Annotated in this window: 23 protein-coding genes; 8 read left to right on the top strand and 15 right to left on the bottom strand. The window is 55.8% G+C overall.

All coding sequences use genetic code 11. From position 1 onward, the window contains the following. Positions 1-152: 152 nt before the first annotated feature. The 3 genes from hisC to WBC85_RS12735 are packed head-to-tail and all read left to right on the top strand — an operon-like array spanning position 153 to position 3030. Positions 153-1238, top strand: a complete 1086-nt coding sequence (gene hisC, locus WBC85_RS12745) for a histidinol-phosphate transaminase (protein WP_424437724.1) — start codon at positions 153-155, stop codon at positions 1236-1238. After that, complete coding sequence (locus WBC85_RS12740) at positions 1235-2149, top strand: prephenate/arogenate dehydrogenase family protein (RefSeq protein WP_424437721.1); 915 nt, start codon at positions 1235-1237, stop codon at positions 2147-2149. Before hisC ends, WBC85_RS12740 begins: the two co-directional genes overlap by 4 nt. Further along, positions 2146-3030, top strand: a complete 885-nt coding sequence (locus WBC85_RS12735; protein WP_424437718.1) for an extensin family protein — start codon at positions 2146-2148, stop codon at positions 3028-3030. The genes WBC85_RS12740 and WBC85_RS12735 overlap by 4 nt, the downstream gene beginning before the upstream one ends. A 4-nt stretch (positions 3031-3034) precedes the next feature. On the opposite strand, the gene WBC85_RS12730 is transcribed toward WBC85_RS12735, so the two are convergent. Further along, complete coding sequence (locus WBC85_RS12730; RefSeq protein WP_424437715.1) at positions 3035-3532, bottom strand: SH3 domain-containing protein; 498 nt, start codon at positions 3530-3532, stop codon at positions 3035-3037. 116 nt (positions 3533-3648) lie between these two features. Here WBC85_RS12730 and WBC85_RS12725 point away from each other — a divergent pair, with 116 nt between their 5' ends. From WBC85_RS12725 to WBC85_RS12710, 4 genes are all read left to right on the top strand, one after another. Continuing rightward, the gene (locus tag WBC85_RS12725; RefSeq protein WP_424437713.1) at positions 3649-4635 is read left to right on the top strand and encodes a 2-hydroxyacid dehydrogenase; all 987 of its coding nucleotides are present in this window, start codon (positions 3649-3651) and stop codon (positions 4633-4635) included. A 23-nt stretch (positions 4636-4658) separates the two neighbouring features. After that, positions 4659-6407, top strand: a complete 1749-nt coding sequence (ggt, locus tag WBC85_RS12720; RefSeq protein ID WP_424437711.1) for a gamma-glutamyltransferase — start codon at positions 4659-4661, stop codon at positions 6405-6407. Between the two features lie 82 nt (positions 6408-6489). After that, positions 6490-7956, top strand: a complete 1467-nt coding sequence (locus WBC85_RS12715) for a hypothetical protein (protein WP_424437708.1) — start codon at positions 6490-6492, stop codon at positions 7954-7956. Between the two features lie 129 nt (positions 7957-8085). Beyond that, entirely contained in the window at positions 8086-10587 is a 2502-nt protein-coding gene (locus tag WBC85_RS12710) for a GcvT family protein (protein ID WP_424437705.1), read from the top strand. Positions 10588-10651: 64 nt separating this feature from the next. Here WBC85_RS12710 and WBC85_RS12705 read toward each other — a convergent pair whose 3' ends face one another. Then, positions 10652-11089, bottom strand: coding sequence for an EF-hand domain-containing protein (locus WBC85_RS12705; RefSeq protein WP_424437702.1), 438 nt, complete (start codon positions 11087-11089; stop codon positions 10652-10654). A 161-nt stretch (positions 11090-11250) separates the two neighbouring features. Between WBC85_RS12705 and WBC85_RS12700 the strand changes: the two genes are divergently transcribed. Beyond that, positions 11251-11862 carry a hypothetical protein gene (locus tag WBC85_RS12700; RefSeq protein WP_424437699.1) on the top strand — a complete coding sequence of 204 codons (612 nt, stop codon included), beginning with the start codon at positions 11251-11253 and terminating at the stop codon, positions 11860-11862. Here the strand turns inward: WBC85_RS12700 and WBC85_RS12695 are convergent. The 13 genes from WBC85_RS12695 to WBC85_RS12635 all read right to left on the bottom strand — a co-directional run bounded on the left by WBC85_RS12695 (position 11859) and on the right by WBC85_RS12635 (position 25128). Further along, positions 11859-12623, bottom strand: coding sequence for a GH25 family lysozyme (locus WBC85_RS12695; RefSeq protein ID WP_424437696.1), 765 nt, complete (start codon positions 12621-12623; stop codon positions 11859-11861). The genes WBC85_RS12700 and WBC85_RS12695 overlap by 4 nt on opposite strands. Before the next feature lie 6 nt (positions 12624-12629). After that, positions 12630-13283, bottom strand: a complete 654-nt coding sequence (locus WBC85_RS12690) for a DUF938 domain-containing protein (protein ID WP_424437693.1) — start codon at positions 13281-13283, stop codon at positions 12630-12632. Continuing rightward, entirely contained in the window at positions 13280-14212 is a 933-nt protein-coding gene (locus WBC85_RS12685) for an aldo/keto reductase (protein ID WP_424437690.1), read from the bottom strand. The genes WBC85_RS12690 and WBC85_RS12685 overlap by 4 nt, the downstream gene beginning before the upstream one ends. 39 nt (positions 14213-14251) lie before the next feature. Next, complete coding sequence (locus WBC85_RS12680; RefSeq protein ID WP_424437687.1) at positions 14252-14734, bottom strand: hypothetical protein; 483 nt, start codon at positions 14732-14734, stop codon at positions 14252-14254. Between the two features lie 202 nt (positions 14735-14936). Further along, positions 14937-16013 (bottom strand): BMP family ABC transporter substrate-binding protein, encoded by a 1077-nt coding sequence (locus WBC85_RS12675; protein WP_424437684.1) that lies wholly within the window; start codon positions 16011-16013, stop codon positions 14937-14939. A gap of 42 nt (positions 16014-16055) precedes the next feature. After that, on the bottom strand, positions 16056-16979 hold the full coding sequence (locus tag WBC85_RS12670) for an ABC transporter permease (RefSeq protein WP_424437681.1): 924 nt from the start codon (positions 16977-16979) through the stop codon (positions 16056-16058). Beyond that, positions 16979-18064 carry an ABC transporter permease gene (locus tag WBC85_RS12665; RefSeq protein ID WP_424437678.1) on the bottom strand — a complete coding sequence of 362 codons (1086 nt, stop codon included), beginning with the start codon at positions 18062-18064 and terminating at the stop codon, positions 16979-16981. Before WBC85_RS12665 ends, WBC85_RS12670 begins: the two co-directional genes overlap by 1 nt. Then, positions 18061-19590: an ABC transporter ATP-binding protein gene (locus WBC85_RS12660; RefSeq protein ID WP_424437675.1), complete on the bottom strand. Its 1530-nt coding sequence runs from the start codon at positions 19588-19590 to the stop codon at positions 18061-18063. Before WBC85_RS12660 ends, WBC85_RS12665 begins: the two co-directional genes overlap by 4 nt. Further along, on the bottom strand, positions 19587-20522 hold the full coding sequence (xdhC, locus tag WBC85_RS12655) for a xanthine dehydrogenase accessory protein XdhC (protein ID WP_424437672.1): 936 nt from the start codon (positions 20520-20522) through the stop codon (positions 19587-19589). The genes WBC85_RS12660 and xdhC overlap by 4 nt, the downstream gene beginning before the upstream one ends. After that, positions 20512-22842 carry a xanthine dehydrogenase molybdopterin binding subunit gene (gene xdhB, locus WBC85_RS12650; protein ID WP_424437669.1) on the bottom strand — a complete coding sequence of 777 codons (2331 nt, stop codon included), beginning with the start codon at positions 22840-22842 and terminating at the stop codon, positions 20512-20514. Before xdhB ends, xdhC begins: the two co-directional genes overlap by 11 nt. Then, positions 22839-24197, bottom strand: coding sequence for a xanthine dehydrogenase small subunit (locus WBC85_RS12645; protein WP_424437666.1), 1359 nt, complete (start codon positions 24195-24197; stop codon positions 22839-22841). The genes xdhB and WBC85_RS12645 overlap by 4 nt, the downstream gene beginning before the upstream one ends. A gap of 143 nt (positions 24198-24340) precedes the next feature. Continuing rightward, complete coding sequence (locus WBC85_RS12640) at positions 24341-24802, bottom strand: SRPBCC domain-containing protein (protein WP_424437663.1); 462 nt, start codon at positions 24800-24802, stop codon at positions 24341-24343. Next, positions 24799-25128, bottom strand: a complete 330-nt coding sequence (locus WBC85_RS12635; protein WP_424437727.1) for an ArsR/SmtB family transcription factor — start codon at positions 25126-25128, stop codon at positions 24799-24801. Before WBC85_RS12635 ends, WBC85_RS12640 begins: the two co-directional genes overlap by 4 nt. Positions 25129-25231: the final 103 nt, after the last annotated feature.

Raw genomic sequence — 25231 nt, 5'->3', positions numbered from 1 at the left:
ATGCAGCATCGGTCAAAGTGGGCTCTGAGCCGCCATTCGTGTGTCTATCGGTGTTTACGTTTCAAGATTGCAGCGACACAAACATCCTCAGCTGCCTTTCACGCTAGCCTTCCTGCGACCTCAAAGTTAAAAGCGCTGCAAGGAGACCCGTTATGACCAAGATCACACCTCAGCCCGGCATTATGGATATCGCTCTTTATCAGGGCGGCGCTGCGCATGTGGAGGGTGTCAGCAATGTTGTGAAACTGTCATCCAATGAAAACCCGTTTGGCCCCTGTGATGCTGCGGTTAAGGCGTTTGAGGCGGCAGGTAGAAGCCTGCATCGCTATCCATCTTCAGATCATGCCGAACTGCGCGCTGCGATTAGCAATGTCTATAATCTGGACGCCGAGCGCATTATTTGCGGCGCTGGTTCCGACGAGATTATTGCGTTCCTGTGTCAGGCCTACGCGGGCGTTGGTGATGAGGTGATCCACACAGTCCACGGCTTTGCGATGTATGCGATCTCTGCGCGCGCGGCAGGTGCGACGCCTGTCGAGGTGCAGGAGCAAAGCCGCGTCACGGATGTCGACGCTATTCTTGCGGCCTGCACCGAGCGCACAAAGCTGGTGTTCATCGCCAATCCGAACAACCCGACCGGTACGATGATCGCGATGCCAGAAATCGAACGCCTTGCGCAGGGAATTCCGGAACAAGCCATCCTTGTTCTGGATGGTGCCTACGCTGAATATGTGGACGGCTATGACGGCGGCGCTGCGCTGGTTGAGGCACGCGAGAACGTTGTTATGACGCGGACGTTTTCAAAGATCTACGGGCTTGGCGGACTGCGTGTGGGCTGGGGCTATGGCCCTAAGCATATCATTGACGTGCTGAACCGCATTCGCGGCCCCTTCAATGTAAGCGAAGCTGCGCAAAGCGCTGCGGTGGCTGCGGTCAAAGACCAGGCCTATGTCACGCAGTGCCGCGATGCGAATGCCAAGTGGCGCGACTGGTTGGCGCATGCACTGGGTGAACATGGGGTTCCCTCAGATGTGAGTCTAGCCAATTTTATCCTCGCGCGATTTGCGAGCGAAGAAGAGGCGGGCGCGTGCGATATCTACCTTCAATCACAGGGGCTGATCGTGCGCCGTGTCAAAGGCTACAATCTCCCAAATGCCCTGCGCATTACTGTGGGCGATGAAGCTTCATGTCGCCAAGTGGCGCATGCGGTCGGTCAGTTCAAAGGTGGCGCACGATGAGCCAGATTTACGACCGTGTTGCGCTTATCGGGCTCGGGCTGATTGCATCTTCCTTGTATTGGGCGATCAAACGAGATGGGCTCGCGAATGAGGTAACAGGCTACGCGCGTTCTGCCGAAACGCGTGATACAGCGCGGGAAATCGGGCTTTGCGATACCATTTATGATACGGCGGCCGAAGCTGTGGAAGGCGCTGATCTTGTTGTCCTTTGCGTTCCCGTCGGTGCAATGGATAGCGTTGCCAAAGAGATCGCGCCTGCACTGAAAAAGGGTGCCACGGTCACGGACGTTGGGTCGGTCAAGCAAGCGGTGATTGAGGCGGTTGGTCCGCATTTACCTGAGGGCGTTCACTTTGTTCCCTCGCATCCTATGGCGGGAACGGAACATTCCGGCCCCCGTTCAGGCTTTGCTGAATTGTTCGAGAACCGTTGGTTTTTGATCGTGCCGGTTGAAGGTAGCGACGTCGACGCAGTTGATCGGATTGAAGCGCTTTGGCGCGGAATCGGGTCGAACACGGCGCGCATGGATCCTGCGCACCATGATCTCGTGGTGGCGGTGACCTCGCATGCGCCGCACTTGATCGCGTACACGATGGTTGGTGTTGCCGATGACCTTGGCCGCGTGACTGACAGAGAAGTCATCAATTATTCAGCGGCGGGTTTCCGCGACTTTACCCGCATTGCGGCGTCCGACCCTACCATGTGGCGCGATGTGTTCTTAAACAACAAGGATGCGACGCTGGAGATTCTGGGGCGTTTCACTGAAGAGCTGTTCGCGCTGCAACGCGCGATCCGAACTGGCGACGGTGAGATGTTACACGATTACTTCACCCGCACCCGCGCAATCAGGCGCGGCATTATTGAAGCGGGGCAGGATACAGATGCCCCCGATTTTGGACGTGTGAAGAAATGAGATATCTGATTGCAGCGGCATTGGTTGCCAGTTTGGCTTTGCCTGTTGCCGCGCTTGCACCAGATGCTTCACCGCGCCCGTTGGCACGTGGACAGGAACCTGTCCAAGCCTTGAAGCGTCCGCAGCTTCGCAGCGAAACGGGTGCGGGTGTTGTGGCTGCGATTGCAGGTCCTGCACGCCCCAAGATTCGCCCGTTGTCCGAGCAGGAAAGGGCGATGGCAGACTCAAGTGGCGCGCAAATCATTTTGGCTTCGGCCGCTGTTGGCCTGCCGCAATCACTGCATCCGACAACGCGGCCCGACGGGCTTGCCGAAAAGGTCATGGCGAAGCGACGCAAAGCCGAGCGCGAGCAAGCACGTGGCGCTATCTGTGGTGATCCTGCGATTCAAGGTGATGTTGTCGGCTTGGTGCCGGGCCGTATCAATGGCTGCGGTGTGAAGAACGCGGTTAAAGTACGCTCTGTTTCCGGGATTGCGCTTAGCCAATCCTCAATCATGGATTGCGGCACAGCCAAAGCGCTGAAGCAATGGGTTGATAAGGGGCTTAAACCATCGATCGGTAAACGCGGTGGCGGGATTGCCAGCATTAAGGTTGCGGCGCATTACGCGTGCCGCACGCGCAACAACCAAAAGGGCGCGAAAATTTCCGAGCACGGTAAGGGGCGCGCGATTGATATTGCGGGCTTCAAACTGAAAAGCGGCGAAGAGATTACTGTTCTGAAGGGGTGGCGTTCTAACAAGAATGGCAAACCGCTAAAAAGCATGCACAAGGCGGCCTGTGGTCCATTCGGAACCGTGCTTGGCCCCAATGCAGACCGCTTCCACCAGGATCATTTCCATTTTGACACGGCGCGCTACCGCTCTGGAAGCTATTGCAGATAGCTGGCTATTCGCGAATTTCGTCTGGCTTGACGCCCCAGAGCATTTCTTTCGGGGCCCAGCCTTTGTAGCCGGCTGAAGTCAATCTGCACCAAAGCGGTCCACATTTTCCAAGTCGCGCAATCACGCCTAGCTCCAGCCGTACCATAACAGGCGTTGACGGATCAGGGCGTTGGTAAAGTGGCAGCATGTCCTGTTCGATCAGGACATAGCGGGTGCCTGAAAGCAGAGAATAGTGTACCCAACCGCCTGCGCCCTCGCGATCACGAACGCGCCGCCAATGGCCATGCTCTGCGGTGATTTCCAGTGGCATGTCGCGGCGCTTGAAGACCCAGTCGATGCGATGTGTCAAAGACGGACCGCGCCGGACGTTCCCTTCGCTTGCTTTGAGCGAAACAAAACGCGGCAAAGGAAGATTGGTCACTGCCCCACGCTCTTCGGCGTAAGCAGTTGTCGTCAGAACGGCAAACAAGGCGGCACGTAAGAGCGTCGCAGAAGGTATCATTTAAAGGCCTGTGCTTTGACTGCGTAATATTATTGCGCATAGGTTCTTGTAGCTGCCCACGCTTTTAGGCACTCTGCACCTCAACAACTCGTTTGGAAAGACGCAAGGAGAGCAAGATGCCATCAGAACGCTTAAGTGTTGTCGTGACGCGACGCCTGCCCGATGCGGTCGAGACCAGACTAAAAGAGCTGTTTGACGTGCGTTTGCGTGATGATGATACGCCGATGACGCGCGCCGAGCTGGCGGCGGCGATGAAATCGGCTGACGCGCTGGTTCCGACTGTGACAGATGAAATCGACGCGAATTTGCTGGCCCAAGCGGGTGAGCGGCTTAAGCTGATCGCAAATTATGGTGCAGGTGTGGATCACATTGATGTCGCAACTGCGCGGCAGCGCGGCATTCTGGTCTCTAACACGCCGGGCGTTTTGACGGATGACACGGCAGATATGACAATGGCGCTTTTGCTCGCGGTGACGCGGCGCATTCCAGAAGGGTTAAGCGTGATGCAATCTGGTGAGTGGAAAGGCTGGGCGCCTACTGCATTGCTTGGCGGGCGCGTGGGCGGACGCCGTTTGGGTATTCTCGGGATGGGCCGCATTGGTCAGGCGGTGGCGCAGCGTGCCCGTGCGTTTGGTATGCAGATCCATTATCATAACCGCCGCCGCCTGCGCCCCGAAGTCGAGGAGGGTTTGGAGGCAACCTATTGGGAAAGCCTGGACCAGATGGTTGCCCGTATGGACGTGATTTCGGTCAACTGCCCGCACACGCCCTCGACCTTCCATCTGCTCAATGCGCGGCGCTTGAAGTTGCTAAAGCCGTCCGCTGTGATTGTGAATACATCACGCGGCGAAGTGATTGACGAAAACGCCCTGACGCGGATGTTGCAAGCTGGCGAGATCGCTGGCGCGGGCCTTGATGTCTATGAACACGGCACAGAGGTGAACCCGCGCCTGCAAGGCCTGCCGAGCGTTGTGCTGCTGCCCCACATGGGCTCGGCGACACAGGAAGGTCGTCTGGAAATGGGCGAGAAAGTTATCATCAATATCAAGACGTTCGCGGATGGGCATCGCCCGCCGGATCAGGTTGTTCCGGGAATGCTCTAAAGTACGGATAGGGAGAAAAGCACATGCGCCAGAGACTGATTGCAACAGGACTGGCGCTGCTTGCGCCATTTGCTGTTCTTGCCCAAGACGCCGCTGATGCGGTGCAGCCTGAAACCACAATTTCACTAAATGTCAAAGCCGCGGGCAAACCTGTCGAGGCCAAAGAGTGGATGGTCGTCGCGGCAAATCCCCTGGCATCGCAAGCGGGTGCAAAGGTTTTGGCGCGCGGCGGTACTGCTGCGGATGCGATGATCGCTGTGCAAACGGTTTTGGGGTTGGTCGAGCCACAAAGTTCCGGCCTTGGCGGCGGAGCGTTTCTTGTTTGGTATGATGCGGCAAGCGGTGCAGTTACGACACTGGACGGGCGCGAAACAGCGCCTGCAGCAGCGACGCCGCGTTTGTTTCAGGATGCAAACGGCGAGCCGGTAAAGTTTTTTGATGCAGTTGTGGGCGGGCGTTCGGTTGGCGTTCCTGCGACCCCTGCGCTGTTGGAGCGAGCGCATCAAAAATGGGGAAATCAGGAATGGGCGTCGCTGTTCGATGACGGCATTGCGCTGGCAGATGGCGGTTTCAAAGTTTCCGAACGCTTGGCTGGCATGATCGCGGGTGACGGGGATCGACTGGCTCGATTTGAAACAACTGCAAGTTATTTCTACCCAGAAGGCTCCGCGTTGAAAGAAGGTCAAACGCTGCGCAATGCGGAATATGCCGGCACGCTGCGCGAGATGGCATTGAACGGAACAGACAGCTTCTATCGGGGCGACATCGCGCGCGATATTGTGCGGGCGGTTCAGAATGCCCAAGGCAATCCAGGGGTGCTAAGCCTGTCCGATATGGCCGCTTATCAGGTGAAAGAGCGCACGCCTGTTTGTGCATCCTATCGCACCTATGATGTTTGCGGGATGGGGCCGCCGTCCTCGGGGGGGCTAACTGTAGGGCAGATATTGGGCATGCTCGACAATTACGATCTTACAGCACTTGGCGCCCAGAACCCGCAAAGCTGGCGTTTGATTGGCGATGCATCGCGGCTCGCGTTTGCGGATCGTGCACGTTACATGGCGGATAGTGATTTCCTGCCTGTTCCTGTGAAGGGGTTGCTTGATCCTGAATACCTTGCGCTGCGCGCCAAGGCGCTGGATGGTACGCCAGCGCTAGAAAGTGTCAGTGCGGGAATGCCCGCATTCGATCACACGATGCTTTGGGCTGATGACGAGAGTATCGAGCTGCCTTCGACCTCGCATATTTCGATCGTGGATAGCTATGGCAATGCGCTTTCCATGACGAGCACAATTGAAAACGCTTTTGGCTCTCGCCTAATGGTGAGGGGGTTCCTCATGAACAACGAGCTAACGGATTTCTCGTTTCGCAGTCACAAGGACGGTGTCCCGATTGCAAATGCGGTCGCGCCAGGAAAGCGGCCGCGCTCGTCGATGGCTCCGACGATCGTGCTGAAGGACGGCAAACCTGTTATGGTCGTCGGTAGCCCGGGAGGCAGTCGCATCATCGGCTATGTGGCAAAGACAATCATTGCCCATCTCGATTGGGGTATGGATGTGCAGCAGGCCGTTTCGCTGGGTCATGCGGTCAATCGCTTCGGAACCTTTGATCTGGAAGCGGGTAGCGTTTTGGAAGCATTGGCACCTGAGTTGGAGGCGCTTGGCTACAAGGTGACCGCGCGGGATCTGAACTCCGGTTTGCACGCGATTTCTATCGGCGTGAACCTGCAAGGGGGCGCTGATCCACGTCGCGAAGGGGTGGCGCTGGGGCGGTAATGCCCTAGCAAAGATCGCTTAACATCAAAGTCTGGCCTCAATCTTCATGCAATTCTAGCGGGAATTCTGGGTGGAGGGCGGTATGCCTAACTATTTTGCGATTGGATTTGTTGGTATTCTGGCCTGCGTTGGTGTTGGCATGGAATATCATCGTCAAAGCGTGCAGGCTGGCATCCCCATCAGCGAATTTGGCCCGTTGCAGTTCGTAACAGGCGTCAAAGATTCCCTGCGCGCAGGGTACAAAGAGCGTTCCGACAAGATCGCAGAGGTGCGCCGTTTGACGGTTTGGCAGGGCGAAATGCGCCAGCACTTGCCCGAAGCACCCGAAGGATGGACCCGCCGCGGTTTTGACGAGGGCGATAACACGCCTGTTGTTCCAGTTGGGAAAAAAGCGACACAGTCCTATGGTCCCAAGCATCCGCTGAATGAATTTAAGAACGAAGCGTTTGCGAACCTTAAAAACCTTGGGCACATCACCAAAAAAGAAAAGACAGGACAATCGGACGAGGACTTTTTGATCGAGATGATGACCGCTTCATCCTTCGTTTATGAAAAGGGCGAAGAGACGGTTCTGATCGAGTTGCTTAAGAAAGACGAACAAGAAACGGAATCTATCGGTGGCAATGCTCTGTCACGTTCTATGGCCTTTGCCGAGTCGCTTGATAAATACCGTGCAGAGCCAGAGCCATTTGCGGTAGTCGCTGGCATTCCTTTCTTTGAGGCCTTTGACCGTGAAGGGCTTATGTTGGGCCATTACCGTGTGCTGTATGCCAAGCTTGGGCTGCATGAAGAAGTGCGCGTCATTGTGCATGCGAATGCGGGGTCGGATTCAACGCGCGACGTTTTGAAGGCTGTGGATTTTGAGGCCCTGAACCGCTTGCTTCGAATTCCGATGACCCATGTCGCAAACGATTACGAGCTTCCTGATGCAAAATCAGAAGGCAAATATGCGCTCATCTCGAATTATGTTCGAACGGTCGCGCATCTTAATTTGCGCAGCCAGACGCTGATGCAAACCAGTGCGTATCGCACACGTAGCAAGCCGCCTGCATTGGTCGAGAAATACGGTGCTGAAACGCCACTGCGCGATATGTATGTGATGCAGTATCGCGATGCGATGCAGCGCTTGGTCGAAATAGAGGATATTGGAAACCAGTACATCAACATGGATGATCTTATCTACAAGGCCGAACCCCCTGAAGAAGTCGTTCAAGAGGCAATGGCTGACCAAGCAGGGGCGGTTCAGCCGGATGCGGAAACAGCCGATACGCCGATCGAACCAGCGGCCGTCAAACCGACAATGTCGGCACCTTTGCGCCGTGAACTCGAAACGCTGGATCGCAGTACAAAAGTAAGTGCAGTAAGCAATATCAAAGCGCCCAAGCTGGCCCCAGTTAAGGCCGCGCAAGGCAAAGTGGTTTCAAAACCGGCAGCGGCAACTGAGAAGAAAATCAAGATAAACCGACTGGGCAACCGCAACACAAACGCGCGCAGAATTGGGAAAAAGGGCGGTTGCGGCGGTGGCAGCTTTTGCAGCGTGAGCAATTAGCCTGATCCAAGACGAAAGAACTAGCAGGGTGCAGGTCGCATTCTTGCGGTTTTGCGTCGGCGCGGCCTCGCGAAATGTTGCTGATTTTGCGACAAGCGATGCAAGTGCATCTCAGGGAGTCGCGCAGTCATGAAAACTCATGTCAAAGCTTTGGTCGTTGGCGGCGGTGCCGTCGGAACTTCAATCGCCTATCACCTCGCAAAAGCGGGCTGGCAGGACGTTATGCTTTTAGAGCGGGACGAATTGACGTCTGGCTCTACGTGGCACGCTGCGGGGCTGTTACCGCTGTTCAACATGAGCTTTGCGACGACGCATATCCACCAGTACTCGGTTGAGTTCTACAAAACGCTGGAAGAAGAAACAGGTCTGAACGCTGGCTTCGCGGTCGTCGGCAACCTGCGCATGGCGCAAACCAAAGAACGCATGGACGAATATATGGTCTATGCGACCACGGCGGAAACCTGCGGAGTGCCTTACGAATTCCTGACTCCAGACGAGATCAAAGCGCGTTGGCCTTTAATCAACACCGAAACGCTTGAGGGCGCTTTGTATCATCACACGGATGGCTACATTAACCCTGCCGATGTGACCATGGCGATGGCCAAGGGCGCACGCCAGCGGGGCGTCGAAATCGTGCGTCGCCTGCAAGCGGATGCGTTTGAGTGGAACGGCACTCACTGGGATGTGACCTGCACCAAGATGGTGGAGAAGGGCGGCAATCTGGTCGCCTCTGAAGAGCAGGTCGTCATCACTGCCGAGCATGTTGTGACGGCCTCGGGCAACCACGCGCAGCGTACCGCAAAGATGCTGGGGATCAAGATCCCAGCGATTCCTGTGGAACACCAATTCATCGTCACTGACGTGGATCCCGCGCTTCAGCAATGGCGCAAGGATGGCAATCCAGAGCACCCCGTAATCCGCGATGCGGATGCACAAAGCTATGTTCGCGAGGAACGCGGTGGCTGGATCTTGGGCGTTTATGAAAAAAACGCGCCAGCGGTCTTTGAATATGGTGTGCCGGATAGTTTCCGCGCTGATCTTTTCCCGCTCGATCTGGAGCGGATCGAGGACCAGTATATGGCGATGATCCACCGCATTCCTTCTTGCGAGGAAAGCGGCCTGAAGGATGATTTCAACGGTCCGATCTGCTACACACCCGATGGCAACCCACTGGTCGGCCCTGCGCCCGGTTTGCGTAATATGTGGCTGGCCGAGGGTTTCTCGTTCGGCATCACAGCTGCGGGCGGCACGGGCTATTACCTTGCCCAGATGATGGTCGAAGGCGAGGCAGAAATCGACATGGCGTCGCTTGATCCCAAGCGTTACGGCAACTGGATGACCACCGAATTCGCAGCGCGCAAGAATGAAGAGTGCTACGATCACGTCTACATTTTGCACCATCCTGACGAAGAACGCCCTGCATGCCGCCCGTTGCGTACAGCGCCTGCCTATGACCGCCAGAAAGCGCGCGGCGCGCAGTTCGGGTTTGTGAACGGCTGGGAGCGCCCCAATTATTACGGGCCGCTCGATGCGCCTGATAACTTCGATCACGATAGCCGTTCTTTCCGCCGTGGCGGTTGGTGGCAACACGCGGTTGATGAGGCAAAAGCGATCCGCGAGGGCGTGGGCCTGATCGACGCGACGGCCTTTACCAAGCACGTGGTCAAGGGCCCTGGCGCGACCGCCTTCCTTGATTGGTTCACCTGCAACAAGCTGCCTAAAGTGGGCCGGATCAACCTGACTTATGCGCTCACGCCTGCGGGCACCACGCGCACGGAATACACAATCGTGCGCAATGGTGAAAACGACTATTACCTTGTAAGCGCGGGTGCTTGGACGGCCTATGATGCAGACTACTTGCGTAAATGCGCCGAGGATAAAGCGGGCGAGTTCGGCTATATCGAAATTCAGGATGTCACGACGCAATGGGGCGTTTTCGCAATTGCGGGCCCCAAGTCGCGCGATGTTCTGAAGGCCGTAATCAAGGATGCGGACCCTGCCACGGCGCTCAGCAACAAGCGTTTCCCATGGCTGTCGGCACGCCAGATCGAACTGGGCATGTGCCCCGTAAATGCGATCCGCGTGGCCTATACGGGCGAGCTGGGTTGGGAGCTGCATCATCCGATGGAAATGCAGAACTACCTGTTCGACTTGCTGGAAAAAGCCGGCGAGCCGCATGGGATGAAATTGGTCGGCGCGCGCGCGCAAAACTGGCTACGTCAGGAGAAATCCTATCGCGCATTCGGCAATGAGCTTGGCCGTGATGCGACGCCCGCCGAGGCCGATCTGCCGCGTTTCATTGATCTATCCAAGGACTTCCAGGGCAAGGCAGAGATGGAAGCCAAAGGCATCCGCTCTAAATGTGTGACGCTGCTGATTGACGGGCCAGAGGATGCCGATCCATGGGGCCGCGAGGCGCTGTATGACGGCGACACCAAAATTGGCCGCCTGACGTCTGGCGGGTATTCCGTGCATTTTGGCAAGTCGATTGGCATGGGCTACGTGAAACCGGAACTGGCCAATGTTGGAACAAAGCTGAAGGTGAGAATGCTTAACCGGCTTTGGGACGCAGAAATTGTCGAGGACAGTCCATATGATCCAAAGAACGCGACAATCCGCGTTGATGGTTAATGTTTCTTCGTAAGCAATAGAGCTAGAAAAGCCTCGCAGTGATGCGAGGCTTTTTTGTAGGCGCTTAGTGGCCCTTACCGAAGTCCTCTGTGGTCACTGCGCCATCGCCGTTCTTGTCCATGCGCGCATACCATGCCGGGATCGCGTCCATGAATTCAGCGCGACTTACCTGACCGTCATTGTTTGTATCGGTGAATTTTCGTAGCATGCCGTTGGCAGGATTACCCTTGCCTTTGCCATGACCTTCGCCGTTTTCTTTCATGTCGTTTGCGCGGGCTTCGTCAAAAAGATCATGTTCTTCTGCGTCCAGAATGCCGTTTTCATCGGCGTCAAACGTCAGGAAAATATCCCCACGGCGCTCTGTTGCTTCTTCAAGCGTAACTTTGCCATCGCCGTCGAGATCCCAGTTTTCAACGAAGTGACCACCTGGAACGCCGTTCTGCGCAAATGCTTGTGAACCGATCAATAGAAGTGCTGCAGTTGTTAATGTGATGCGAGTCATCGGATTACCTTACATTCAGTTGTTTGCATGTATTAAACGCACTGCTAACAAATTCCGTCGCTGAAAGGCGGATAACTTTCTGGAAACGTCACGGCGCAGTGTCGCAGGCTTGAATGCGGCGACGGAATGATGGAAGCATACGTTAACGTATGGAGATTCGAATGCCACTGTCCCGCCTACACAAAATCAATGCAGCTTGCCTTGCGGTGTTCCTGTTCGCCCACTTTTCAAACCATGCCGTGCTTTTGATTGGGCGAGAGTCCCATCTGGTCGTAATGACGATGTTTCGGGCCGTCTATCGCTTGCAGATCATCGAGATCGCGCTGCTTTTGTTGTTTGCAATGCAAATCGTGCTTGGCGCTGTTCTAATTGCCAAACGAGGCAGGCCCAAGGGGCGCTGGGCCTGGGCGCAGGTGATCTCTGGTGCTTACATTGCGTTCTTTTTGCTTCAGCATGTGGGCGCGATCATCATGGCGCGCATGAGCTACGACTTTGAGACAACCACCTATTTCGCCGCCGCTGTGGTTAGCGCGCCACCCTTTGGGTGGTATTTCTTTCCCTATTATGTGCTGGGGATAACGGCGGTCTTTACCCACGTCGCCGCCGCTGCGCGGTTCGCACGATGGCCTGCCCCAGCAAGGCGCTGGCAAGTGGCATTGCCGTTCGTCGGGTTTGCTTTTGGGTTGGCCGTCGTCACGTCTTTGTCGCTTGGTTCAGCTGAAGAATTGCCCGCCGCAAACCGGGCCTATCTGACAGATAGCTTTGGCAATTAGCGAACCGCGCGTGCTTTGCGCCATTTGTCCCATTGGCCTTTGCCGCCGTTGAAGCAGTTAAAGTCCACTTCCTTTTCGATGCCATCCAAAATGCCTGTCGCGGTATATTGCCAGAACTGCCAACCTTTCACGCCGTATCGTTTTTCTACATGCTGGGCGGTCGAGCGCAGCCAGAAATCGCGTTTTAGCTGTGCGACGTTGTTGGTGCTCCAAAAGTCAGGGGCGGTATAAACCACGACCTTGGTCTGATAGTGGCGCTCGACAATATCGATAAAACGGTTTGCAACGCGGCGCACTTCCTTGGCAGGCGGGCGCAGTGTGCAGGTCGGAGAAAACGGGTTCCATTCCAGATCAAGGACAGGGGGCATGCCGCCGCGTAGACGCGGCACGTTTTTGATGAACCATTTGGCTTGCGTGTCGGGGTCAGTGCAGAAGTAATAAAAATGATAGGCTCCGACAGGCACGCCAGCCCGTTTGGCCGCGCGCCAGTTGTCTTTGAATTCTGGATCAAGCAGATCACCGCCCTCAGTAGCTTTCAGCCACGCAAACTGGATGCCCTGACGTTTGATCTGACGCCAATTCATTTGTCCTTGAAACCGTGCAGCATCAATCCCGTGAACCGGAAAGGACGCAGGGCCGCGCCGTCCGAAATCAACTGGATCGCGGTCTTTGAACTTGGAGCGGGCCAGCAAAAGGGAAGGGGCGCTCAACAAGGGCAGGCTCGCGAGGCCACCAAGTGTGGCGCGGCGGGAAAGGATCATAACAAATTACTCCGATTTACGAAAAACAAGGCTTAAATTGTTTGCGGGCATTTCCAATACATGGGCCACGTCGAGCCCGGCATCCACCACCCAATCAATCACGTCAAAATCATCTTTGTAACCGATTTCTGAATCGGTGCTGACGAGGCTCTCATGAAATCGCATATCGCCCTCTGAGGTCAACTCGCCGCCGCGCATGAACGGCCCATAGAGCAAGAATACGCCGTTTGGAGCCAGCGCTGCGGCTGCCTCTCTCACGACTGTTTGCGCCTCTGCTTCAGAGATGAGATGCAGCAGATTAACCAAGACAATAAGATCGAGCTTGCCTGTAGTATTGCTCCACCCTTTTTGAGTCGCATCAAGCCGCACAGGAAGTGTCAGGTTCGGCAGTTGCGCTTCGCTTACATAAATTCCGATAGAGGCTATGCGGTCCTCGTCGATATCCGTAGGGACCCATGTCAGGTTTGGGCACGCGTTTGCAAAAGCGACGCAATGCTGACCTGTCCCGCTCGCCAGTTCTAACGCACGGCCAAATTTCGGGGCGACATCGCGCAGAACCTGGCAAATGGGCCGCGTATTATTCGCAGCAGATGGCGCAACGAGACGCCCATCGCTTTGCACTTCGGCGATGCTCGCGGTTTTCGGCAGTTGCCGGCTCATGCACGTTCCTCCCAGCGGTCTGTCGCGGGGGGCGGCGCGGGGCTAAGGGCGGCAATACGTTTGTACAAGTCATCGTCCATTTGAAAGGTAATCGCGTCTAAAGAAGGGGTAAGCTGTTGGGCAGATCGCGCTGACAAGATCGGCATCGGCGCAGTATCGTGGCGCGCAACCCAGGCCGCGGCAAGCGTCGCCGGGTTAACATCCAGTTCAGCCGCGAGTTGCGATAACTCAGCCGCTGTTTGGGCCATATAGGGCAGTGAATACCGCTCGCTATAGCGCTGATCGGTTTTGATACGCCCTGCACCGCCATTTGCATATTTGCCAGTGAGCAAACCGCCACCAAGCGGTGAATAGGGCGCGCAGGCGACGCCTTGATTAAGGCACATCGGGAGGATCTCGACCTCTGCCTGACGCTTCACCAGATTGTACATGGGCTGCAAGATATCAATCTGCGTGCCGAGCTGTTTTGCAATCGCGATAGCAGCCATAACTTGCCATGCAGCAAAATTGGAAAGGCCGATGTAGCGAATTTTTCCTTTGGCTTGTTGTTTGACCATCCATTCGAGCGCGCGCTGCAGATCGGTGCCGACATACATATGAAGATACAGAATATCGACGCTCTGCAGGCCCAAGCGATCAAGCGAAACGTCAAAGTCCGCTTGCAGTTTTTCGGGATCGCCATTGCCATCATAGGCAACCTTCGTTGCGATCAATAGCTGCTCGCGGGCTTTCGCAGCCAACTTGCCAAGGATCGTTTCAGAGGCCCCGCCTGTGTAGATGAACGCGGTATCGAAGTGGTTGATCCCCGCTGCGCGAGAGGCGTCAAACATTTCGGCCGACGCACTTTCGTCAGCGTTGCCGCCAAATTGCATCGTACCAAACGCAAAGCGGCTTGCAGGGGTTCCATCAAGTGTTTTCAAATGTGTCATGGCGCAAGAGTGACATGCGCGCCATGACTTGAAAAGAGGTTAGCTGGCCTGAGTGACCGGTGTGCGCAGCGTCGTGATAACCCGACCAAGGAATTGCCCGGACGGCAGGCAGGTTATCACAGCGAAGGCGGCAGCAAAGAGAGCGGATTGCGTTAGCCCGGGCATAACTGCCGACAGGAAACCATTAACAAAGCCTGCCGCAAAAATGACCATCATGGCTGTGAGTGTTATCCACTCGCCCTTGACCCGAGTGGCTTTTGCGCCGCGCTCGATGATCCAGCCGCGCTGCCATTTCATGCCAAGCAGAATACCGCTGCCATATCCAAGCGCTGCAATTGCCCAGACCCAGAGCGGCGGCGAAAGCGCGAGTATGTTGCGCATCGTCAAGATGCCAAGCAGCGGCAAGGCGTAGATCAGCAAAGTGGGAACACTGCGATCTTTGCTCGCGCGCAGACCGAGAACAAGCAACAGGATGAAGAGCGGGAAAACCCAGAAGGGGACGTTTGAAAGGAAAGTTGTCATAGCAGAGATCCGTTGTTTCGGTTGTGCTAGCGTTTGATCTAAGCCCTAAGCGATTAGCGAGATGTCATTCGCAAAATGCGTAAACGTTACGCAATGCACACGCGCCCGCAATTCGCGCCGCGTCAGATACGGCCGATTTGCCTGAATGAAAAAGGCCCCGCTCATGTCTGAGCGAGGCCTCTAAGCTTCAAAAGATCAAGGATCAGTTCGGGATTTCGCCCGTGATGCCTTCAACGTAGAAGTTCATACCAGCAAGCGTGCCATCATCGGCTGTTTCGCCTTCTGCAAGCCAGACAGAGCCGTCCTGCTTGTTGATCGGGCCCGTGAACGCGTGATAGCTGCCATCCGCAAGCGCGTCTTTCATCGCAAGTGCGGCTGCTTTTACGTCCGCAGGAACCGCGTCGGAGATTTCACCGATGCCAACCATGCCAGCGCCAATGCCGTCCCATGTGCTTGTGCTTTCCCATGTGCCATCCATGACCGCTTGCGTGCGGGCGATGTAGTAGGGTGCCCAATCATCAATGATAGAAGAAACGCGTGGCATTGGGCCGAACTCTGCCATGTCAGAGGCTTGACCGAATGTGATGACGTTCCCGGCTGCTTCAGCAGCAGCCTGCGGTGCTGTGGAATCGGTGTGCTGCAAGATCACGTCTGCGCCTTGCTCGATAAGCGCTTGGGCAGCGTCCGCTTCTTTGGCGGGATCAAACCATGTGTAGGCCCATACGATCGAAAACTCGACGTCAGGGTTAACTTTCTTGGCATGGATATACGCAGAGTTGATACCGCGAATAACTTCCGGGATCGGGAAGGATGCGATGTAACCAATCTTGTTGGTCTTGGTCATACTGCCAGCGATGTGGCCCTGAATTGCGCGACCTTCGTAAAAACGTGCGGAATAAACAGAGACGTTGTCAGCCTGCTTGTAACCTGTTGCATGCTCGAATTTCACATTCGGGAATTTCTTAGCAACGTTGATCGTCGGGTCCATGTAGCCAAAAGACGTCGTAAAGATCAGATCCGCACCGGACAGTGCCATCTGGGACATCACGCGCTCGGAATCGGCACCCTCTGGGACGCTTTCCTGAAACACGGTTTCGACCTTGTCACCAAAGTGCGCTTCTACCGCAAGACGACCTTTGTTGTGCTCATAAGTCCAGCCGCCATCGCCGACCGGGCCAACAAAGACGAAACCGACTTTGGTTTTTTCTTGGGCCATTGCCGCGCCGCCAAATGCGAGCGCGACTGCTGCTGCACTCGCGAGAAGTGTTCTGCGTTTCATAGTATGCATCCCCCTGTGGATGTGAGTTGTTCTGCCCCTCGTTTATCGAGAAGCGTGGAAAATCTTGCCCAAAGCAGCGGGCGCGCCGTGATTGCCGCGCGCCGATATTATGACGAGCACCGCAATAGTTATCAGATAAGGCGACATCGACAAGACCTCGACAGGTACCTTCGCACCCGCGGCTTGCAGATTTAGTTGTAACACAGTGACGCCGCCGAAAAGATAGGCACCGATCAGGATGCGCCAGGGCTTCCAGCTGGCGAACACGACGATAGCCAGGGCGATCCAGCCTGCGCCAGCGGTCATCCCTTCGGTCCACTGCGGCTCGCGTACAAGGCTGATGTACGCCCCTGCAAGTCCGGCGCAGGCCCCGCCGAACAGGATTGCCAATATGCGAATGCGCACGACTTTATAGCCAAGCGCGTGTGCTGCATCGTGGCTTTCACCCACCGCTCGCAGCACCAAACCGACGCGCGTGTATTTCAGCACGGCCCAAACTACCGCGACCATGAAGATCGAAAAATAAACCATCGGATCGTGCGAAAACAGCATTTTGCCGAACACGGGAATATCTGACAAAAGTGGTATCTCCATCTTTTGCAAGGTTGGCGATTTCATACCCTCATAAGGCTTTCCTATAAGAGAACTCAGGCCTAGCCCAACAAGCGTCAGACCAAGCCCGGTCGCCACTTGGTTCGAAAGCAGATACTGGGTGAGCAGTCCAAAAGCGAGCGACAGAAGCGCACCGCAAAGTGCTGCGAACATAAAGCCGAGAACGGGCGAACCTGTGTTCACGCCAATCGCAAAGCCACATATCGCACCAGTTATCATCATGCCCTCAACGCCAAGGTTTAGGACGCCGGATTTTTCGACGACCAACTCGCCAAGAGCCGCCAGCAAAATAGGTGTCGCGGACACCATTAGCGACGCAATAAGCAGGACGGGATTGATTGAGCTCAGGTCCATTACACGGCCTCCCGATTGCTAAATTTGATGCGGAAGTTGATGAACACATCCGTTGCCAGAAGGAAGAACAGCAACATGCCTTGGAACAGTTGGATCGCCGCCGATGGAATGCCGAGCATCAAGGACGCAAGCTCGCCGCCGATGTAGGTCAGCGCCATAAGGAGGCCTGCAAACAAGATGCCAACAGGATGCAAGCGGCCAAGAAAGGCAACGATGATCGCAGTAAAGCCGTAACCCGAATTGAAGTCGATGGTGATCTGGCCCGCGGGTCCCGCAACCTCGAAAAGGCCTGCCATACCCGCCAAGGCCCCGGCCATCCCGAGGCAAAGAAAAATGATGCGCGATGGCTTAACGCCAGCAAATCGCGCCGCGCGCGGGGCTTCACCCGCAAGGCGGATTTGAAAACCCAGCATGTGACGTGAAAGCAGCACGTAGGCGAAGATCACGGCGATGAAGGCGGTCAAAACGCCCCAATGCATGCCAGTCCCTGCAACGATTTCCAGGTTCGCGGTGCCTGCATGTTGGGCAAGGTTGCGACTGCCCGGGAAACCCATGCCATCGGGGTTTTTCAACAGACCCGATGAGACAGAGGCGAGCCATGCTTCGGCCACATAAACCAGCATCAAGGAAACAAGGATTTCATTGGTTCCAAACCGTACTTTTAGAACAGCAGGGATCATCGCCCATGCCCACCCGCCCAATGCACCTGCTAGGATCATAAGTGGAAAGATCATGAAATTTTCGGATGGGTAAAACGCCAGCCCCATGCCAGCGCCGCAGATCGCCCCGATGATATACTGACCTTCTGCGCCGATGTTCCAGATGCCAGCCTTAAAACCCAGTGAAAGGCCAATGGCGATTAGGATCAATGGTCCGGCTTTGACCAAAAGCTGTGGGCGCGAATAGGCTGCGAATTGTTCACTGAACAAGGGGTCCCAGAAAATGATGCGGATCGCTTCGAATGGATCGCTGCCAAGGGCTGCAAACATGATGCCACCGACGATCATCGTCATCAGGACGGCAAGAAACGGTGTTGCGAAGGTCCAGAACTGGCTTGGCTGCGCGCGTTTTTCCAGACGGATCATACTGCGCCCTCCATGTTCGCGCCGCTGTGATCGTGAACGCCGCCCATCATCAATCCAATCTCTTCGACCGTTAGGCCCTGCACAGGTCGTATCGCGGACAACCGCCCTTCGTTCAGGGCTGCAAAGTGATCGGATATTTCCATAAGCTCGTCCAAATCCTGTGAGATCACGACAAGCGCCGCGCCTTTTTCGGCTAGATCCATCAAAGATTGACGAATGGCCGCCGCTGCAGAGGCGTCAACGCCCCATGTGGGTTGGTTCACCACCAAAACATCAGGGTCTTGCAAGACTTCCCGACCGATTACGAACTTTTGCAGGTTCCCCCCCGAAAGCGAGCGCGCGGCATTGGCCGCGCTTGGAGTGCGTACATCAAACGCCTTGATGACTTCATCGGCAAAGTCCCTTGCCTTGCCCCAGTTCAGGAAGCCAGAAGAAACCATGTTCTTGCGGATCGCTGCTGATAGCATGGCGTTCTCGCTCAAACTCATGTCGGGAACGGCAGCGTGACCAAGCCGTTCTTCTGGCGCAGCCAGGACACCCAAAGCGCGCCGCGCTTGTGGGCCCAATTTGCTGATGTCCTGCCCCTTTAGGGAAACAGATCCAGCCGCGCTAGCAACCTCGCCAGACAGCGCGCCAAGCAATTCATCCTGCCCGTTGCCAGCAACACCGCCGACGCCCAATATTTCGCCGGCGCGCACTTCAAAACCGACGTTCTTTAACGCGGTTCCAAATTCTGTTGGTGCGGGCAGCGAGAGGTTTTTAACGCTTAACAACGTCTCGCCAAACTCGCCTGTTGCGCGTTCTGGCACATGCAGGGTTTCGCCGACCATCATCTCGGCCAGTTCTTTCGCACTGGTATCAGCGGGGGTGCAGGTCGCAACCTTCTTGCCCAAACGCAGGATCGTTGCCGTGTCGCAAAGGCTTCGGATTTCCTCTAGCTTGTGCGAGATATAAAGGATCGCCGTACCTTCTGATTTCAACTGGCGCAGGGTCTTGAACAGGATTTCCACTTCTTGCGGGGTAAGAACCGACGTTGGTTCGTCCATAATCAAAAGTTTGGGATTTTGCAGCAAGCAGCGAATAATTTCGACGCGCTGCCGTTCCCCCGCAGACAGATCACCGACCCGCATGTAAGGATCAAGCGGCAAGCCATATTGATGTGACACCTCTTTTATCTTGGCCGCAAGATCGCGTTGTTTGGGCGCATTTTCCATGCCCAAGGCGATGTTCTCTGCCACGTTGAGCGCATCAAAAAGCGAAAAATGCTGAAACACCATGGCGACGCCTGACTGACGCGCGGCACTTGGGGCAGGCGGCGCAAAGGGTGCGCCGTTCAGTGTCATGCTGCCGCTGTCCGGCTTCACCAAGCCGTAGATCATTTTGACCAACGTGGATTTGCCCGCACCGTTTTCGCCAAGGAGCGCGTGAACCTCACCTTTGTGGATATCGAACGACACATCGCTGTTTGCGATTACACCGGGATAGGCCTTGGTCAGGCCACTTAAACGCAATAGCGGGTCACTCACGCGATGATCCTTTCATTCTGGGCTGGCGCTTTTTCACGCGCTAGTAAGCAAGAGGCAACGCCAATCGCAATAGCTTGGGGGTGTTTGCCAAGGTTTGGATCGCCAATCGGGCAGGTGATGCGCGAGATTTGAGCATCGGTATGGCCGAACGCCCGCAAGCGGGCGCGAAAGCGGCCCCATTTGCTTTTCGAGCCGATCAAGCCAGCAAAGGCAAAATCGTGACCTAACGCTTGATGACAAAGTTCCAGATCAAGCGCGTGCGAGTAGGTTAAAATCAGATGTTCCGCATTTGCCGGCGCGTGTTTGAGCAAGGCAGCAGGTTCAGCGCATGGCACTTTAGTCACGTTATCTTGCTGGTCATCGGGAAACCGGCCTTCGGAGGTGTCGATCCAGGTGATGGCGATGTCAGGTAGCGGCGCAAGGGTTTGCACCATTGCGCGCCCCACATGACCTGCGCCCCAGATCCAAAGCTCTCTGCTTGGTTTGGCAATCGGTTCAATAAACCAGCCATCGCAAAGCTGCGGCTTTATCATCGAACCTTTGCTACGGGCCTGCGCCAAAAGCTTTTGAACCAAAAACGGTTGGGCAGAGCTGCAATCGCAGGCACGGGCAATGAGATCAGCATCTGCATCTGGCAGTGTCGCTTCGCAGAATACTTCGGTCAGGACTTGCACAGCACCGCCGCAACACTGGCCAAGCTCTGGGCCCAGTGCGTGTTTGCTTAGCAATGTGCGTTTGACATCAAGCGCGCGTTTGGCGAGCTCGAATTCCAAAGTACCGCCGCCGATCGTACCACTCTGGCCGCCCTGCCAAACCAGCATCGATGCGCCAATTTCGCGCGGGCTCGACCCTTTCACATCAGCGATCACAACCCGTGCGACGCGCCCGTGTTTGCGAATGGCTTGGCGAAGGGCGTTTAGATCAAACCCCACGGCGGACCTGCTGAATCGTTTTCAAAATGCGTTCGGGCGTGGCAGGTGCATCAAGGGATGGATAACTCTTGCCACAATAAGAAATCGCATCCGAGATCGCCATCAAGGCAGAGATACCGTGCATGAAAGGCGGTTCTCCGACGGCTTTGGAACGATAGATCGTTGCCTCCGGATTTTCGCTATCCCAAAGCGAGACATTGAAGATGTCGGGCCGATCCGAACAGGCGGGGATTTTGTAAGTGGACGGCGCATGCGTGCGAAGCCGTCCTTTGTCATCCCAGACCAGTTCCTCCATTGTGAGCCAGCCCGCGCCTTGCACATAAGCCCCCTCAACCTGCCCGATATCGAGCGAGGGGTTTAGCGACGCCCCTGCATCGTGCAGTACATCGGCGCGCAGAATGCGGTTCTCGCCGGTGAGCGTGTCAATGACCACTTCGGTCACAGATGCGCCATAGGCAAAATAGAAGAACGGGCGGCCGTGGCCTTTGATACGATCCCAAGCGACGTTGGGCGTTTTGTAAAACCCCGTTGCGGATAGGGACACGCGGTTTTGATAGGCGAACGCAGCGACATCTGCAAAGCCATAGCTTTTGCCCGCGACGCTGACCTGACCTTCGGCGAATGCGACCTCGTCAGGGGCCACGCCATGCTTTTCGCCGATGAATTCAGCGATACGGGTACGAATGGTGTCGCAGGCCGCCTTGACCGCCATGCCGTTCAGATCAGAGCCGGACGAAGCCGCTGTTGCAGAGGTGTTGGGTACTTTTCCCGTATCCGTTGCGGTGATCTTGACGTTCGCCACATCAATGCCAAAACCAGTTGCAGCAACCTGTGCAATCTTCTGGAAGAGCCCTTGGCCCATTTCTGTGCCGCCATGGTTCAAATGCACTGACCCGTCAGAATAAACATGCACCAGCGCGCCGGCCTGATTGAGGTGGGTTAGCGTAAAGGAAATACCGAACTTGACGGGGGTGAGCGCAATGCCCCTTTTCAAGATCGGGTTCGTCGCATTCCATTGCGCAATCGCGGCGCGGCGGGCTTGATATCCGGACGAAGCGGCCAGTGCGTCTGTCATCTCGTGTAGAATGAAATCCTCGACGTCCATCCCATAGGGCGTGGTTTGGGGCTTCCTCTTTCCAGAAATATCCTCGCCGGAGGCTCCTGCCTGATGCTTTTGCATTGGCGCGTAGTAATTAACGCGGCGAACGTCCAAAGGATCAAGTCCAAGATCGTGGGCAATGTGATCCAGCACGCGCTCGATGCCAAGCATGCCTTGTGGACCACCAAAACCGCGATAGGCCGTTGCGCTTTGAGTGTTGGTCTTCAAGCGGTGGCTTTCGATACGGACGTGTTCAAGCAGGTAGGCGTTGTCGGAATGCAGCATTGCGCGATCGGCGACTGGCAAGGACAGATCCTGCGCCCAGCCGCACCGTGCGTATTGAACAAAGTCGATGCCCGCAATGCGCCCGGAGCTATCAAAGCCAACTTCGTAGGCGATGCGGAAATCATGGCGCTTGCCCGTAATCATAATGTCGTCGTCGCGGTCATAGCGCATCTTGCAAGGTTTGCCCGTTGCCCGCGCAGCCACAGCGCAAGCGACCGCCAAAGCGTTGGCTTGGCTTTCTTTGCCGCCGAAACCACCGCCCATGCGCCGCACTTCGACGCGCACTGCGTTCATTGGCGTTCCGAGCGCTTCAGCCACTTTGTGCTGCACTTCTGTCGGGTGTTGGGTAGAGCTATGCACAATGACATCACCACCCTCCTGAGGAAGGGCGAGGGCGGCTTGGCCTTCCAGATAGAAGTGTTCTTGCCCACCCATTTCGATGGTGCCAGATATTTGTTTCGGCGCGTTTGAAATGGCGTTTGCAGCGTCACCTTTCTTGTAAATCCGCGGGGCTTCTTCAAATCGGCTATTCGCGGCCATCGCATCATCGATGCTAAGCAACGCGGGCAATTCTGAATAAGTGATCTTTGCCCTACGCGCAGCTTTACGCGCCAAAAGATGTGAGGTCGCGATCACAAGAAAGATAGGCTGCCCTAGGTAGTGAACGGTGCCTTTGGCAAGTAGGGGTTCGTCATGGGCAGAGGGGCTGACGTCATTTTCAAAGGGCAGCTCCGCCGTCGTTAAGACAGCGAGGACGCCTGCTGAACTTTTGACGTCGCTCAGATCAAGCGTTTCGATCTTGCCATGGGCAATATCGCTTTGACCGAAAACGAGGTGCAGCGCATCTTTTGGCGTAGGAATGTCATCCAGATAACGCGCAGTGCCCGTGACGTGCAGTTTGGCGCTATCATGTGGGAGAGGTTTAGCAACGCTCATGGCTGAACCTCCAAAACAGAGGTCAGTTCGCCTGTCAGATCGGCAAAGTAGCGGTGCAACAGGTTTTGTGCGGCTATCATGCGATACTCTGCAGAGGCGCGCATGTCCGATAGCGGGGTGAAGTCATCTGTCATGGCTTGGGACGCTGCGAGGATGGTTTCTTGCGTCCATGTCTGCCCCACTAGCGCGGCTTCTGCGTTGGCGGCTCTCATCGGTGTCCCTGCCATGCCGCCAAATGCGATGCGCGCTGAAACGATGCGTTGGTCAGTCACTTGAATGTTGAAGCAACCGCAAACCGCAGAAATATCCTGATCGAAGCGTTTGGAGATTTTGTAGCAACGCAAATCTGGCGCGTTCTTGGGGATCGTTACCGCTTCGACAAATTCGCCAGCTGCGCGATCCTGTTTGCCATAGGCGATAAAGAAATCCTCAATCGCAATGTCGCGGCGCGTGTCGCCTTTGCGTAGATGAAGCGTCGCGCCCAAGGCGATCAACGCGGGTGGGTTGTCCCCGATGGGCGAGCCGTTGGCGATGTTTCCACCAATCGTCGCCGCTTGGCGCACCTGTTCCGATCCATAACGGCGCACCATTTCAGCATAAGACGGATGGTGCTCTTTCAGAACCGGATGCAAACGTGCCATTGTTACGCCTGCGCCAATTCTAAGCGCACCGCCCTGATCCTCGATCTGCTGTAAATCGGTGCAGCGGTGCAAAAAGGCGATATTCTCGAGCGCGCGTAACTGTTTGGTGACCCATAGACCTACGTCCGTTGCCCCTGCGATCAACGTGCCCTCTGGATTGGCCGCGTACCACGCCGCGAGCGCGTCGCCTGTTTCAGGTGATAGAACGCTCGCAGTGACCTTGGGTGCGACATCCTTTACCCAAGTCGGGACAGCTTGTTCGGCAGCGGCCTGTGCCGCGCGTATGATAGGGGCATAGCCCGTGCAGCGGCACAGGTTGCCTGCGAGCACATCGTCAAAATCCGAGCGCCCCTCGCGATGTGCAACTGCCATCGAGTTGATAAAGCCGGGCGTGCAAAACCCGCATTGCGATCCGTGGTGTTCGACCATGGCCGCTTGAACGGGATGCAACGCGCCATCGTGCGCGCTCATTCCTTCAACTGTTCGGACGGCTTTGCCGTGTAGCTGGGGCAGGAAAAGAATACAGGCGTTCAAGGCCTTGGCCCCGCCTGCATCGGTGACCATGACGCTACACGCGCCACAATCACCTTCGTTACAGCCTTCTTTGGTTCCGGTGAGGCCGCGCGTTTCGCGTAGCCAATCTAGCAGCGTTACCGTTGGGTTGTCCTCGGGTAGCTCCACCGTCTCTCCATTCAGAAGAAACTTGATGCTCATGCTTTGTGCCCGCCGCGGTACCATTGCCTTATGAGATGCACAGCTTCGATGCGGCGTAGAAGAAGTGCAGGCATTGACACGAGGCTAAGCGAGTTTGCCCACGTTTTGCAAGCCTAATGAATCTTCGCGGACGGGCAGCACCATTATTGGGAGGCTAGTTCTTTGGCCAATGCTTCAAGATTCTGTAGTCCACCTTCCCATCCCTCTTTGAACTCGCTCGCGGCATCCGGGCCCGAGAAGGAAGATACCGAAACGTGGACGCAAAGCGTTGAGCCGCTTTCATTGGCCGCGATCCGATAGGTTACAAGAGAGGTCGCAACCGCGCTTCCACCGAATTCTAACGTTTCAGTGTAAACGGCATCGGCAGGGGCATCCAGCCTGTACCAACGCGTTTCTACCTCAAACTCGGGGTTCTCTTTTGGTCCGCATACGTGCCTCTCAATTCCGCCGACGCTGAGATCACTTTTCGTCATCGTGAGAACCATTTCATCACTTGGTGCGCCCCAACGTTCGCGCATGGTGCCGTCGGTCAGGACGTGCCATAGTTGATCCGGTGCCAAAGGAAGGGCGCGTTCAAAGTCGAAGGCTCCTGTGTCGGTTGTCATGATTTAGTCCTTTCCAAGTCTTGTGCAAATTGGGCCAAACGATCCAGTCGTCCGCTCCAGTTATCGCGTTGTTGGTCTAGCCATTTGTCCAGTGGTTTCAGCTGATCCGCACAAATACTGACAGTGCGCACGCGGCCGTTCTTTTTCGATTTTGTTAGCCCGCTGTTTTCCAGCACATTGAGGTGGCGCAGGAATGTCGGCAGCGCCATGTCGTGAGCGCTATGTAGCTCACTCACGGGGGCTGGTCCTTTTGCAAGGCGCTCTATGACAGCGCGCCTTGTGGGATCAGCAAGAGCCGAAAAGATTTGATCTATTTGGTTAGCCATGAGGCTAACTAATTGCGGTCCGCCGCACATGTCAACACAGTTAGTTTTTTGGCTAACTAATTTGTAGCCCAGATCATGGGCTTTAGGCTTTCAACACGGCGAG

This window comes from Planktotalea sp. (genome assembly GCF_049680325.1).
Taxonomy (GTDB): domain Bacteria; phylum Pseudomonadota; class Alphaproteobacteria; order Rhodobacterales; family Rhodobacteraceae; genus Planktotalea.
The sequence above is the reverse complement of the archived record's forward strand: the minus strand, read 5'-3'. Positions and strand labels throughout refer to the sequence as shown.